Here is a 13,413-nt window from a genome sequence, read left to right on the forward strand (position 1 = left end):
CTGTCAAAACTGCCCTATTTTGTTAATGTATCGTATGGCGGGTAGAATAAAAAGGTTCCTTGAGACTTTCGATATTTGTATTGGACAGCACCCATTTGATCTGTACGAAAAATGGATACGTTTTGTTTTTTTAATCGATTCAATACTTCTTGATGAGGATGTCCGAAACGATTGTTTCTTCCTGCTGAAATGACCCCGATCTTCGGATCAATTGTTTGTAAAAATATATCGCTAGTCGAAGTTCTGCTTCCATGATGCCCGATTTTGACCACATCCGCAGTCATTTTTGGATATTGTTTAATCATGTGCCGCTCTCCGCTTTCTTCAAGATCACCGGTAAACAGCCAGCGCAACCCGCCTATTTTTGCCATGAGGACGAGAGAATCATTATTTTTAGAATCCGATTTTGTGAAAGGAGAGAGAACGTGGAAAGCTGTTCTGCCTGTGATCCGATCTCCTGCTTCTAATTCAAATATTTCAATTCCTCGATTTTTCGCTTCTTTTACTATTTGCTTTTCAAGCTCTTCTCTGGAAAAATATTTTGGAATAACCAATTTGTTTACTCGAAATTGTTTGATTAAGGTTAATGACTCGCCGATATGGTCATAGTCTCCATGAGTTAAAAACAAAATTTCAATTTCCTCTACCCCTTTCGACTGAAAATAAGGGATAAGGACGTCCAATGCGATGGAAAACGGTTTTTTTCGCATCTGCCAGCTTTCTTTTTCAAATACAGCCATTCCTCCTGTATCGATTAAATAACTGTTACCTAAGCCGGGCTCTCTAATAAAAATGCTGTCTCCTTGTCCGACATCAAGAACTGTTACTTCTCCCGGCATGGTCATTTTTCCTGCTATCAAAAGCAATGCAGTGAGCAAGCTGCTGCACAATATCGGTTTTCCCCATTTTTTCATCGGCTTATGCTCCATTTGAAAGAAAACAGCAATAAAAATGACGCATTGCAGCAAAAATAAATAAACAGTCGGTTTTCCAGTTGTTATCATGAAAAAAGGCAAATTACTGAAAAATAATGCTGTTTTGGACGACAAAGTAAAAGAAGTGTGAAGAAGGGAAACAAATATTGAACCGATGGAAGAAGAAATTACGGTTAAAATGAGGGTGATCATGGTAAGCGGCAGCAAAAAGAACGTGTATAGCGGCACAAACATAATATTCATGATAAAGCTCAATAGAGAAAATTGATAAAAATAGTAGCATATAATCGGCAGTGAAGCAGTTTGGGCAACAAATGAAAACTGCTGCCAACAATTGCAATGAATTCCTGCATTTTTGAAAGATTTGTCTTGATAAAATTAGTGAAAATGTGACTGCGTAAGAAAGCTGAAATCCAAGATGAAAAACTTCATACGGGTCAAGAAATGTCATGAGAAGAAAGCTGAATGAGATTGAATCAGAAAGGGGCATATTTTGTTTAAAAAGTGTTCCTCCCATGATCAGCGCTGCCATAAGAGAGGCGCGGACGACAGGCGGAGCTCCTCCTGTTAACAATGCATAAAAGGGGAGGAAGCAAATCAAAATCATAATGGTTTGTTCTTTTGAAATGCCCAGCCGCAAAAGGAAGAAGTAAAGTGAGGCGATTAATATGCTTACGTGAAGACCTGAAATCGAAAGAATATGAACAATCCCTAGCTTTCGATAAGCGGCAAGATCTTCTTCTGGAATATTGTTCTGATAGCCTACCGTCAAAGCAAGGACGAAGCCGGCTGTTTTTTCTGGAAATTTATGATGAATCCATTCAATCATTTTTTGCCGGTAATTTTCCAAATGATCTTTCCATGACGGCTTATATGTACAATGCCCGATTTTGTCGAGCTTATACAGCCAGTGGATTTGCTGAAAATACAAATAGCGCTTATAATTAAACGCATTTTCATTTGTGTTATTTTTCGGTTTTTCAAGCTTTCCTGAAAAATTGCATATATCACCTGGCCGTATATTATTTGTACTTTTCATCTCTTGTTTTGTTTTCAATGTATAACGGGCCGTCAGCTTTTCTCCCTGATTCGTCTCGACCGCAAATGTCATCAGATCCCCGTCGATTTCAGGAGAGGAGATTACCTTTCCTTTTGCTGATAACATGCCTTCGTGATAATTTGTTTTATTTTGTTGATCATACCAATGAAAATATGGAAGCATGAACAAAAACGAGCAAGCAACGATGAAAGCTAATTTCCTTTTATGTTGAAGCCATAAGAAAAAAAGAAGTGCAGCAAAAATGAAAAAAGGAAGAAGGGAAGGAAAAGAGGTAGCGGAAACAATCGCCAACAATGCGGAAATCGCGACATATGCCCACTGGCCTCTCAAAAAAATAACCTCCTTTTCGATTAGATCAGCCGAAAAGTTGACGGGCTTGTTCATTCCATTTTTTCAAGTCCGTTTCTGATACGCCGAGATGTTTTAAAGCATTTAAAAGCTGCTCAACATATTCGCGCTTTTCTTCATTTTTTAAATCCAAAGTCGTTTCATCGAATGCGACTTTTTCTATATGAACACCTGCTTGTTCAAATAATTCCATTGCATATGGATGATTTTTGTAATCTTTTGCATAATATACACTTTGAATACCCGCTTGAATAATCGCTTTTGTGCAAGCTAAGCATGGAAAATGCGTGACGTAAATTTCCGCTCCTGCTGTTGCCACTCCAAATTTGGCGCATTGCAATATCGCATTCATCTCCGCATGGATCGTTCGAACACAATGGTTATCAATCACATAGCAGCCTTCATCAATACAGTGAACTCCTCCTGCGATCGAGCCGTTATATCCCCCCGCAATAATCCGTTTATCGCGGACAATCGTAGCACCGACAGCAAGTCTTGTACATGTGCTTCTCAGCGCAAGCAAATGGCTTTGCGCCATGAAATAATGATTCCAAGAAATTCGATCCACTTTTACCCCTCCGAATTTTGTAAACATTCTTTTTCAGTTTATCGACAAGTCTTTATGTTCGTCAACGCTAATCTCATTTTTGATCTTTTCAAACGTTTTTTCTCCTATACCGGTAACCTCCAATAAATCCTCTTCTTTTTGAAACGGCCCGTTTTCTTCACGGTGTGCGATAATTGCTTCCGCTTTTGCAGGGCCGATTCCCGTTAATTTTTGCAGCTCTTCCTTTGTCGCCGTATTAATATTGATTTTTTCTTTCTCTTGCGGTCTTTGTAAAGCATCAGCATTTGCGCCGCTTTCATCCATAAGAGCATTTTCGTCAATTTTTTCGCCTAGCTTTGGCACATAAACAACCATACCGTCTGTTAGCTTTCTGGCAAGATTCACACGATTTCCGTCTGCCTGGTCATTCATTCCTCCAGCTTTTTCGATTGCTTCAAACACCCTGCTGGATGACGGCAATTCATAAACACCAGGCTTACGAACAGCCCCCTTTACATCAATAAAAATCATCGTCGTCTGTTCGTTACGGTGCTCATTCTCTTCTTCGTCATCATCTTCTCTGCTTTTTTGCATCGGCGTTCGTTCATCCGTTTCCAGCAATGGTTCATCGGAAACTTCGATCTCGTTTGAATCACGCCAGTTGTTGATGATAAAAAACAAAATGGCAGCGAAAATGATTAACAAAAAAACCCCATACTTTTTTATAAAAAGGAAATGGTTCATACACATGAATTCCCCTTTCTAAATATTCATTCATAAAATAAGGCAGCAGAACATATCGTGTAGGAGAACAATGTTAAAAAAAGGAGGGGTGAAAAGTGAAAATAGGGTTTATAGGAACCGGCAATATGGGGCGTATTCTCATTGAAGCTTTTTGCGAGGCAAAAGTATCAACACCCTCATCGTTGTTTATAACGAATAGAACGATTCAAAAGGCATATGCCATCAAACGGAAATATCCTGAAATACATGTTTGTACATCAAGTATAGAGGTCGTTCATCAAAGCGATTTCATATTTCTATGCGTTAAGCCTTTAGATATACACCCCCTTTTAAAGGAACTGAAAACTTGTTTACAAGAACATCAATGTTTAATTTCCATTACGAGCCCGATTTCAGTCGAGCAAATCGAATCGGCTGTTCCATGCCAAGTAGCCCGAGTCATACCAAGCATAACAAACAGGGCTAAAGCGGGAGCTGCTTTGCTGACATTTGGAAATAGATGCAGCGAACATACAAGAAATATCATTCTTTCCATGTTTGAAAAAATATCAAAGCCAATCTTAATAGAAAATAACATTACCCGTGTTGCATCTGATATCGTCAGCTGCGGACCGGCTTTTTTCAGCTTTTTGCTACAAAAATTTATTGAAGCTGCTGAGGCGGAAACAGACATTTCGAAAGAGGATGCGGTTCAATTAGCAAACGAGATGATGATCGGCATAGGCAAGCTGCTTGAAAGCGGGTATTACACGCTTCCGACATTGCAGGAAAAAGTGCACGTAAAAGGGGGAGTTACCGGAGAGGGGATTAAAGTGCTTGAAAATGAACTAGGCGACATGTTTCATCATTTATTTCAAAGCACCCATGCAAAATTTGATGAAGATTTACAAAAAGTGAGGCATCAATTTGACAATGAATAATATTCTGCAGGGCTCATGAAAATTCCTGCTAAAATGAAAAAAACCATCGAAAAAAAATTACATTCGATGGTTTCAACTTTTTTTCGCAATATAAAATATTCGTTCCGCCTGCTCGATGTCCGGGCTTTGAAAAATTCCATCCGTTATGTCAACGATCGTAAAGCCGCACTTTTCCAACATATGTCGGTACTCAGAAATTGAAAAAGTTCTTTGATAATGGTCTTCATCCAACCGTACATAATCCGTTCCATTGTTCACAAAGAAGGTTAATTCATGAATGACACTGTTTGGATATTCACCGTCAAAGCATTTCCAAATATAGCTGACATCCTCATCATTATCAGCGAATACAGCATGTTTAAATATTTTCTCCATTTTATGAACAGAATGGGCATCAAACAGAAATAAGCCGTTTCGGTTCAAGTGATCGTATACGGCTTGAAACGTTTTGACCACATCCTCTTCCTTCAACAAGTAGTTGATGGAATCGCAATTTAATAACACCGCATCAAAAGGCTTGTAGCCTTTAAGCTCCCTCATATCTTGTTCAATAAAGAGTGCATCAAACCCTTTTTTCATCATCTTTTCCTGGGCAACGGCGAGCATATCTCCGGAAAGATCGACACCTGTTAGCTCATACCCAAGCTCTGCCATCCTATACGATATTTCTCCTGTTCCACAAGCTAAATCTAGCACCCGGTTCCCGCCGTTTCCATATCGTTGAATCGCTTGATGCAAAAATTGCGCCCATTCATCATAAGGAACATCTTTCATTAATCGGTCGTACACAGATGCAAAATGCTTATAAATCAAGCTAACCACTCGCTCACTTCTTCGCGTGGAGCATCTCCCCATAATTTTTCTAAATTATAATAGCTTCTTTCATCCCTATGGAAAACATGAGCGACGACATCTCCTAAATCAATGAGAACCCATTTTGCCTCGTCAAACCCTTCGAGACGCTTGACGGGAATTCCGTTTTCCTCCGCTTTCTCTTTCATTTCTCTGGCAATTGCTTGCACATTTTTTTCGTTATTCGCATGGCAAATCATAAAATAATCAGCTATTAGAGAGATTCCTTGCATGTTTAATACTACGATATCTTCTGCTTTTTTATCGCTGCCTGCTTTAACAGTTAAAGCTAGAATATCACGCGAATTCATCCACTTCACTCCTTCAATTTTTCATTACGAGCGCATTATAAGTTTTAAACGTTTCAGGGTAAATCGGCTGCTTTTTCTTCATTAAAAATGCAATCGTATTGGATATCGACTGAACGAGCGCTTCATTTAAATCTTTTTGTGCCAATTCCCTGACTTCATCGACTCCGGGGAAGCTTCTACCCGGTTCAATATAATCAGCTAAATAAATCACTTTTTCAAGAAGAGTCATGTTTTCTCTTCCGGATGTATGGTAGCGGATCGCATCTAAAATTTCTTTATCAGAAATGCCGACTTCCTTCTCGACTAAATAGGCGCCAACAGGTGCATGCCAAAGTTCTGTATTATATTTCAGCAAGTCCTTCGGCATATTTTGTTCAATAATAATTTTTCTCATTTCATCTTTTGGCCGAAATTTGGCATAATCATGAAAAATAGCTGCTAATTCTGCCTTTTTCACATCGGCGCCGTACCGCTTTGCCAAACTGATAGCTGTCTCCATTACACCTAAAGTATGTTGATAACGCTGTTTCGTTATCGCCTTTTCCACAACTGCTAACGCTTTTTCACGTTCCATATAATCGATTCTCCCCTATATATTGAATAACTTTTTTGGGCAGAAGATAGTCAACCGCTTGTCCGTTTTTCAATCGCTCTCTGATCATTGTAGAGGAAACATCAAACTGAGGAACTTCCACCTCTTTTACGAAAAATGTGCTCTCATTCGAGTATCCGTTACGTTTCACGCCGACAAATTGCACCATATCCATCAATTCCTCTATTCGATGCCAATGAGGCAAATTTTCAATCATATCTGATCCAATAATAAAATAAAATTCTTCGTTTGGATATCTTTCTTTCAATATTTTCACTGTGTCATACGTAAAAGACGGACCCTCTCTTTCAAGTTCAATTAATTGGACTTGAAAAAATGGATTTCCTTCAATTGCTCTTTTCAGCATATTTACCCGGTGGTGTGTTTCTGTCACCGGCTCCTTTTGTTTATGGGGTGGAATATTGTTCGGCATAAACCATATTTTGTCCAGATTAAGAGAATGAAGAACCTCATTGGCCATTAATAAATGTCCGTTATGGGGCGGGTCAAATGTCCCCCCAAAAATTCCGATTTTACCCAATTTTTCCGCACCATCCGTTCGTTTATTCAGGCAAAATGATTTGTTTTTTTTCTTTTGATTCTTTATATAAAACAATGACATTTCCGATGATTTGGACGAGATGGGCATTTGTCCCATCAACAAGTGCTTGAGCAACTGCTGATTTGTCTTCATCACAATTTTTCAGCACGTTCACTTTTATGAGCTCTCTTGCTTCTAAACAATCGTTCACCTGCTGAAGCAAATTTGAATTTACTCCGCCCTTTCCAATTTGGAATATCGGGTTCAGATGATGTGCAAGAGAGCGTAAAAAACGTTTTTGTTTTCCAGTTAAAGTCATGATTTTCCTCCTAATTTTTCATATACGAGCTTTTTCATTCGACTGACATCAGGTTCCACATTCGTCCATATTTGAAACGCACATGCCCCTTGATAAACAAACATTCCTACTCCGTCAACAGTTTTAAGGCCCAGCTTTTCAGCCTCTTTTAATAACATCGTTTTCAGCGGATTATAAATGATATCAGCAACGACAGTTCCGCCGTGAACGCGTCCGGTTAATTCAATCGGCTTTTCTTCGATATTCGGCTTCATCCCGATGGATGTCGTTTGAATGATTACATCATATTCATTGGACGTTTGATCGAGTTGTTGGAATGAATAAACGTTTCCTTTTGTCTCATAGCTGCAGTTTTCCTTTAACAGATGAGCCCGCTCTGCTGTTCTGTTTACAATATCAATGAACGCAAAGCCTTCTTTCGCCAGCGTTGTATAGATCGCCCGAGCGGCTCCGCCCGCCCCGATCAGCAGCACTTTTAAATCTCGGGGATTAGTATTGTCAATATGCTCTTTCAATGACAGGTAAAATCCGTATCCGTCTGTGTTAAAACCGATTAATCTCCCGTCTTCGTTTTTTACTGTATTTACCGCGTGAAGCAATTGAGCCGATTCATCCAACTCATCAAGAAAAGGAATGATTGACACTTTATGCGGAACCGTTACATTAAACCCCTTTATGCCAAGAGCCTTCATCCCTTTTACCGCTTGCTCAAGCTCTTCCCCTTTTACTTGAAATGCGTGATAGCGGGCATTCATATTTAAGTAATCGAAAGCATCGTTATGAATGAGAGGGGAAAGCGAATGACCGATCGGGTCGCCTATTACTCCGTAAACTTGCTCCATTTGAAATCCTCTCCACCTTTTTGTTTTTATATTAATGAATGACGGACGCCCACATGTACATCTTTAGGTGCATAAGCAACGACTCTTTTCGGTCCATCGTGGATCGTTACCCATCCAAGACCTGAAAACACGATATCTTTCTTTTTTCCATTTATAGTGAATTCGTGCGGGACAAGTTCTGGAAAGGATTCGACTGCTTCTTTTCTAGGAGGGGTTAAAAGCTCCCCTAAATGTGTTGCATATAAATGATCCGCCTTCTCCAGTTTTGTTCGATGAATGTCAATGCTGTTCGGAATATAGCACACAATGGAGGAACGTCCTCCCTTTATATAATCCAGTCTTGCCAATCCGCCGAAGTATAAAGTTTGCCTTTCATTTAACTGGAACACTCTAGGCTTAATTTCTTTTTTCGGCGATAGAAGCTTTAGGTCGCGCTTATCAATAAAGTGCGCCATCTGATGATCATTGATAATGCCTGGTGTATCGTATAAAACTGCGCCGTCATCTAACGGAATTTCAATTAGATTGAGCGTTGTGCCGGGATAATGGGAAGTTGTAATGATATCCCCTTCTCCCGCAACCTCCTTCAAGATTCGATTAATAAAAGTTGATTTCCCAACATTTGTACATCCAACAACATACACGTTTTCTCCGTTGCGATAATGATCTATTTGCTCTGCCGCTTCTTTAATGCCATGTCCCTTTTCTGAGCTGATTAAAAGCACATCCAATGGCGTTAATCCATACTCTTTTGCTTCTCTCTTCATCCAACGAATAACCTTTTCTTTTTTCACCGATTTTGGAAGGAGATCTGCTTTATTGCCGATTAAAATGACTGGATTGTAGCCGATAAAACGCTGTATGCCGTTGATCCAGCTTCCGTTAAAGTCAAAAATGTCGACAACCTTCACAACAAGAGCTTTCGTATTGCCAATGCCGTGCAAAATTTTTAAAAAGTCCTCATTTGTTAACGAGACATCTTGAATTTCGTTATAATGTTTCAGCCGAAAACACCTTTGGCAGATCGGCTGTTCTTTCTCAAGAGCAGCTTTTGGAGCATATCCAATTTCAGAAGGATCTTCCGTTTGAATTTTTACTCCGCACCCGACGCAAACCTTCTCATCCAAACTCATCACTCCTCCCAATGCAGCATGCCTTTCTGTTTTAACAATTTTAAAATTTTCCTTTCAATTTTCCTGTTGATCCGGGTCCAAAAGCCGTCAGTAGACGATACAGGCACAACTAAAATCGTATGAAAACCGCAGAGATTCCCTCCGAGAACATCTGTCAGCAGCTGGTCGCCGATCACAACAACTTCTTCTTTTTTCAGTCCCATCTGCTCAGCCGCTTTTTTAAACGCTTTTGCACGGGGTTTTCCCGCTTTCGAAATGAACGGAATATTCAGCGGTTCAGAAAACGAACGGACGCGTTTTTCGTTATTATTTGAAACAATTGTCACTTTAATCCCGTTCTGTTCCATCATTTCAAACCAATTTTTCAATTTCGGAGTTGCGTTCGGCCTGTCCCATTCTACTAAAGTATTATCTAAATCGGTAATAATACCTTTTATACCTTTTTCCTTTAAAAAATGAGGATAAATATGAAAAACGCTTTTCGCATATTCTCCGGGCAAAAACCTTTTCAGCAAATTGAACACCTCTTAATTCAATAAATAGACTACTGTTAAACTATTTTTCATCATACCGAATTTCGAGTTTACTTTCAAAACAATATTGTTTTCACAAAAAAAATTCGACAATTTTTTAACATATTCAACAGCTGTGGATAATTTTATACACAATATCCACCTATTCATATCAATCTTTAGTAAAGTATATAAACAAACTACCCACAGCTTTTCCACCGAAGGCTGTGGATAACAGAACGGTTGTTCTCTATTAAAAAACATGGTAAATTTATGGTAATAAATAAAGGAGGTGCTTTCTCCATAACATGATCGCTTCTATGAAAAATTTATCGGACGAATTTTTAATTGAATCTTACTATAAAGCAACCGAAATGAGGCTTAGCAAAGAATTCATCGAATTAATAGAATTGGAAATAAAGCGCCGCTCGCTCTCTCACTTATTAAAAGCATCATCTTAGCGGTGTCTTTTTTTTTTGCTTAAAAACCTACCCCCGGCGCATGGCTGCATGTTCCACAGCCGCTAAACTCCTTTAACAGATAATCGTTGATGTCAATCCACAATGACTTAATACCTTTCAACTGATGATCTCCGATACCAATCCATTTTTCTTCACTGTCTCATTATAACTAAAACTCAGCTGTTTTCCATACTCTTTCCCCTTTTTCATGAAGGACATACAAGGACAAAGCCGCAATCACATACAATTTAATAATACGTAATGCAGGGGTGAAAAACATGTCTGGAATTTTGACTGCACTAAGCTATTTTATAAAAGAATTGGTTTTTCTCGTTTCATATGTAAAAAACAATGCTTTCCCTCAACCGCTTTCCCCAAATGAAGAAAAAAAATATCTCCGCCTGATGGCCGAAGGAAATGACGAAGCAAGAAATATATTAATTGAACATAATTTGCGCCTTGTCGCTCATATTGTCAAAAAATTTGAAAATACAGGTGAAGACTCGGAAGATCTCATATCCATCGGCACAATTGGTTTAATTAAAGCGATTGAAAGCTATTCCGAAAACAAAGGGACAAAGCTTGCTACATATGCCGCAAGATGCATTGAAAACGAAATTTTAATGCATCTCCGTTCCTTAAAAAAAACAAAAAAAGATGTTTCCCTACACGATCCTATTGGCCAAGATAAAGAAGGAAACGAAATCAGTTTAATAGATGTGCTAAAATCAGAAAATGAAGATATTATCGACACGATTCAATTGAATATGGAGCTGGAAAAAATTAAGAAATATTTATCGATTCTAGACGAAAGAGAAAAAGAAGTCATTATCGGTCGGTTTGGATTGAATACGCAGCAGGAAAAAACGCAGCGTGAAATTGCGAAAGAGCTCGGCATTTCGAGGAGTTATGTTTCCAGAATCGAAAAAAGGGCACTCATGAAAATGTTTCATGAGTTTTACCGAAATGAAAAAGAAAAAAAGATGTCAAAAGAATAAAAGGAAAAGCATTTTCAACGAGATTTTGTGCGAAATTTGCGAGAGTTCCTGAATGATTTACTCGCGTAAAACTGCAAAATTCATTTTAAAGTGGTGGCTTTCCGATATGTGACATCCCATAAAAACTCAAAATTAACCTTTGCTACAGGTTTTCCAGCGCATTGGCGCAAATCGAGATATAAAAACGAATCTCAAAATTGACCGATTAATAAAAATCGCAGAAAGCGAATCCGCTGTTTGACGTAAAATGGTGGTAACATGATTTGACAGGATGCGAACGTTACGGTTGAGAGCCCATTACAACTGCTTTCAATCTGTAAAAAGGCAGCCTTTATTGCAGCGCTAGTTGCTGTTTTCATATGAAACAGAGCAATGCCGCCTTCATTCACCTAATGTTTTATCAAAAAAGAGAGGCTCAAAAGAGTCAGCTATACTGACTTTTTTGAGCCCTTTTTCAAGAAATGATTAAGATTGCAACTTATCAAGCTTTTTTTGATATTTCGATGACAATTTAAAAAATAGAATAGAGCTGGCTAACATCATCGTTGAAGTTCCGATTAGCATTATTTCTTGTATATTTGTCCGAGGTGAATGATTAGGAATCCATATTCCGATGTATAAAAAGGTTCCGACAGCTAGCAGAACGAGAGCAAAATGCTTATAGTCTTCTATTAATTCTTTTAATTTTTTCTCCTCCATGATATCACCTAATCGAATTAGTTATTCTATATTATAAAAGAATAACATATCGATTCGGGCTGATAGACTTGTAATAGTTTCCATTTACAATCAACTTAGTTCTTCAATCATTTTCAGAACCAATTCCGATGAATTGAAAGCCGCTTTGTCTAAAAATTGTTCAAAGGAAATGTTCGACTCTTTTCCGGCGATATCTGAGAGCGCCCGGATGATGACAAAAGGTGTTTGAAATTTGTAGCACACTTGCGCGACAGCAGCAGCTTCCATCTCAACAGCGTACAAATGGCTGAATTTAGACCGGACAAAAGCTACTTTATCGGGGTCGTTCATAAAAGAATCCCCCGTTGCGATCGCCCCTTTTACCGTCTGAATTCCTGAAATGTCTTTTGCTTTTCTTTCAGCGATTTCAATCAGTTTTTCATCGGCCTTAAAGGATGGAGGAAGCCCGGGAACTTGACCATATTCATACCCAAAAGCCGTCACATCTACATCATGATGGCGAACCTCTGTGGATATGACAACATCCCCTACGTTTAAAGACTCATGAAATCCTCCGGCGGAGCCGGTATTGATCACATAATCCGGCTGATATCGCTCCAGCAGCAAAGTGGTGCTTACGGCTGCATTCACTTTTCCAATTCCTGATTTTAATAAAATCGTATCAGTTTGATTGTATTTCCCAATCATAAAACTGCAGCCTGCAATCTCCTCTTCTTTTGTACAATCCAATTTCTCGCGCAGGATGCGAACTTCTTCTTCCATTGCACCAATGATTGCAATTTTCATATTCCAACATTCCTTTCTATCATGAATAGCTATAAAAATCATAAAAAAAGATCCCTCAAGTGTTTGACAGTCAGCTTTTTACACATGAGGGTCTTTTTTGTTTTTCAGTCTATTTTAATACTTCAACTCTAGTCGGTTTCCAGCCCTCTCCGTCTATCCATGTAATGGATACTCTATATTTTTTTCCGTCTGCTTTGTTTTGAATCGTTCCTTTCGCATCATTCGGGCTTCCGTTATTGCCGATCCAAAGGGTCTGCATATTTTCAAGAGAAACACCTGTTGCATAGCTTAATGCTTTTTCCATTTCCTTCCAATCTACAGATGACTTTTTATAAGTCGTAACGTGCTCACCTGTCTGGACTGTTCCGATCGGCTTCCAATTTGGATTTTCAATGATTTGTTCAACATCGGAACCCGCTTCTCCTTCAGTTACTGTTGCACCTTCAAAAGGATCATCGCTCGATTCCTTTTCTTCATTTGCTGATTGTGTATTTTCGTCCTCTTCCTCCTTAATTTCATTACTTTCATTCTGTTCAGCTGCTTTTTCTTCTTCCTGCTGATCGTTAGATTGTTCAGCTGTCTCTTCTTCGATATTTTTAGATGAGCTTGATTGCTCTTTTTGTTGTTCACTGTTGGAATTCGCTTGTTCAGTACCGCCTCCCAAAAAAAGCTGAGAAGCAATAACGAGGATGAGTAAGGCGACAATTCCAATTAAAATATTTAAAATCAAATTCGTTTTTCGTTTTTTATCCCGAATTTCATAACGAGAACCCGCCATTCCCCGTCAACTCCTTTGTTTCTCCAATCTTTGAG

At 38.8% G+C, this 13,413-nt stretch carries 16 protein-coding genes and 1 pseudogene; 3 read left to right on the plus strand and 14 right to left on the minus strand.

The genetic code is table 11. The features are described from left to right. Nucleotides 1–14: 14 nt before the first annotated feature. The 3 genes and pseudogenes from ACVIJU_RS14195 to ACVIJU_RS14205 form a co-directional block, all read right to left on the minus strand. A pseudogene (locus ACVIJU_RS14195) lies at nucleotides 15–2,379 on the minus strand (DNA internalization-related competence protein ComEC/Rec2). Further along, a complete protein-coding gene (locus ACVIJU_RS14200; protein ID WP_063388016.1) occupies nucleotides 2,351–2,911 on the minus strand; it encodes a ComE operon protein 2 in 561 nt (186 codons plus the stop codon). The pseudogene ACVIJU_RS14195 and the gene ACVIJU_RS14200 overlap by 29 nt, the downstream one beginning before the upstream one ends. Nucleotides 2,912–2,944: 33 nt before the next feature. Continuing rightward, entirely contained in the window at nucleotides 2,945–3,595 is a 651-nt protein-coding gene (locus tag ACVIJU_RS14205) for a helix-hairpin-helix domain-containing protein (RefSeq protein ID WP_456687698.1), read from the minus strand. Between the two features lie 134 nt (nucleotides 3,596–3,729). Between ACVIJU_RS14205 and comER the strand changes: the two genes are divergently transcribed. Then, nucleotides 3,730–4,554 (plus strand): late competence protein ComER, encoded by an 825-nt coding sequence (comER, locus tag ACVIJU_RS14210; protein ID WP_456687699.1) that lies wholly within the window; start codon nucleotides 3,730–3,732, stop codon nucleotides 4,552–4,554. A 72-nt stretch (nucleotides 4,555–4,626) separates the two neighbouring features. Here the strand turns inward: comER and ACVIJU_RS14215 are convergent, their stop codons facing one another. Genes ACVIJU_RS14215 through ACVIJU_RS14250 form a run of 8 tightly spaced genes read right to left on the minus strand, consistent with a single transcriptional unit; the run spans nucleotide 4,627 to nucleotide 9,659 of the window. Continuing rightward, a complete protein-coding gene (locus tag ACVIJU_RS14215; protein ID WP_232515575.1) occupies nucleotides 4,627–5,376 on the minus strand; it encodes a class I SAM-dependent DNA methyltransferase in 750 nt (249 codons plus the stop codon). Next, nucleotides 5,364–5,717: a ribosome silencing factor gene (gene rsfS, locus ACVIJU_RS14220; RefSeq protein WP_063388012.1), complete on the minus strand. Its 354-nt coding sequence runs from the start codon at nucleotides 5,715–5,717 to the stop codon at nucleotides 5,364–5,366. The genes ACVIJU_RS14215 and rsfS overlap by 13 nt, the downstream gene beginning before the upstream one ends. 13 nt (nucleotides 5,718–5,730) lie before the next feature. Then, nucleotides 5,731–6,291 (minus strand): bis(5'-nucleosyl)-tetraphosphatase (symmetrical) YqeK, encoded by a 561-nt coding sequence (yqeK, locus tag ACVIJU_RS14225; RefSeq protein WP_456687700.1) that lies wholly within the window; start codon nucleotides 6,289–6,291, stop codon nucleotides 5,731–5,733. Further along, nucleotides 6,281–6,850, minus strand: a complete 570-nt coding sequence (locus tag ACVIJU_RS14230) for a nicotinate-nucleotide adenylyltransferase (RefSeq protein WP_066250550.1) — start codon at nucleotides 6,848–6,850, stop codon at nucleotides 6,281–6,283. Before ACVIJU_RS14230 ends, yqeK begins: the two co-directional genes overlap by 11 nt. 22 nt (nucleotides 6,851–6,872) lie before the next feature. Beyond that, complete coding sequence (yhbY, locus tag ACVIJU_RS14235; protein ID WP_456687701.1) at nucleotides 6,873–7,169, minus strand: ribosome assembly RNA-binding protein YhbY; 297 nt, start codon at nucleotides 7,167–7,169, stop codon at nucleotides 6,873–6,875. Beyond that, nucleotides 7,166–8,011, minus strand: a complete 846-nt coding sequence (gene aroE, locus ACVIJU_RS14240; protein WP_066250548.1) for a shikimate dehydrogenase — start codon at nucleotides 8,009–8,011, stop codon at nucleotides 7,166–7,168. The genes yhbY and aroE overlap by 4 nt, the downstream gene beginning before the upstream one ends. Before the next feature lie 26 nt (nucleotides 8,012–8,037). After that, nucleotides 8,038–9,144: a ribosome biogenesis GTPase YqeH gene (gene yqeH, locus ACVIJU_RS14245; protein ID WP_456687702.1), complete on the minus strand. Its 1,107-nt coding sequence runs from the start codon at nucleotides 9,142–9,144 to the stop codon at nucleotides 8,038–8,040. Continuing rightward, a complete protein-coding gene (locus ACVIJU_RS14250; RefSeq protein WP_063388006.1) occupies nucleotides 9,144–9,659 on the minus strand; it encodes a YqeG family HAD IIIA-type phosphatase in 516 nt (171 codons plus the stop codon). Before ACVIJU_RS14250 ends, yqeH begins: the two co-directional genes overlap by 1 nt. Before the next feature lie 317 nt (nucleotides 9,660–9,976). Here ACVIJU_RS14250 and sda point away from each other — a divergent pair, with 317 nt between their 5' ends. Together sda and sigK are read left to right on the plus strand one after the other, a co-directional pair. Then, nucleotides 9,977–10,117, plus strand: a complete 141-nt coding sequence (gene sda, locus ACVIJU_RS14255) for a sporulation histidine kinase inhibitor Sda (RefSeq protein ID WP_063388169.1) — start codon at nucleotides 9,977–9,979, stop codon at nucleotides 10,115–10,117. Nucleotides 10,118–10,395: 278 nt separating this feature from the next. Further along, nucleotides 10,396–11,115, plus strand: coding sequence for an RNA polymerase sporulation sigma factor SigK (gene sigK / locus ACVIJU_RS14260; RefSeq protein WP_063388005.1), 720 nt, complete (start codon nucleotides 10,396–10,398; stop codon nucleotides 11,113–11,115). A 465-nt stretch (nucleotides 11,116–11,580) separates the two neighbouring features. Here sigK and ACVIJU_RS14265 read toward each other — a convergent pair whose 3' ends face one another. From ACVIJU_RS14265 to ACVIJU_RS14275, 3 genes are all read right to left on the minus strand, one after another. Next, a complete protein-coding gene (locus ACVIJU_RS14265; protein WP_063388004.1) occupies nucleotides 11,581–11,814 on the minus strand; it encodes a YrhC family protein in 234 nt (77 codons plus the stop codon). A gap of 90 nt (nucleotides 11,815–11,904) precedes the next feature. Continuing rightward, nucleotides 11,905–12,600, minus strand: a complete 696-nt coding sequence (mtnN, locus tag ACVIJU_RS14270) for a 5'-methylthioadenosine/S-adenosylhomocysteine nucleosidase (protein ID WP_063388168.1) — start codon at nucleotides 12,598–12,600, stop codon at nucleotides 11,905–11,907. Between the two features lie 109 nt (nucleotides 12,601–12,709). After that, nucleotides 12,710–13,378 carry a DUF1510 family protein gene (locus ACVIJU_RS14275; RefSeq protein WP_456687703.1) on the minus strand — a complete coding sequence of 223 codons (669 nt, stop codon included), beginning with the start codon at nucleotides 13,376–13,378 and terminating at the stop codon, nucleotides 12,710–12,712. Between the last annotated feature and the right edge of the window lie 35 nt (nucleotides 13,379–13,413).

Source organism: Aeribacillus sp. SP014 (assembly GCF_054055575.1).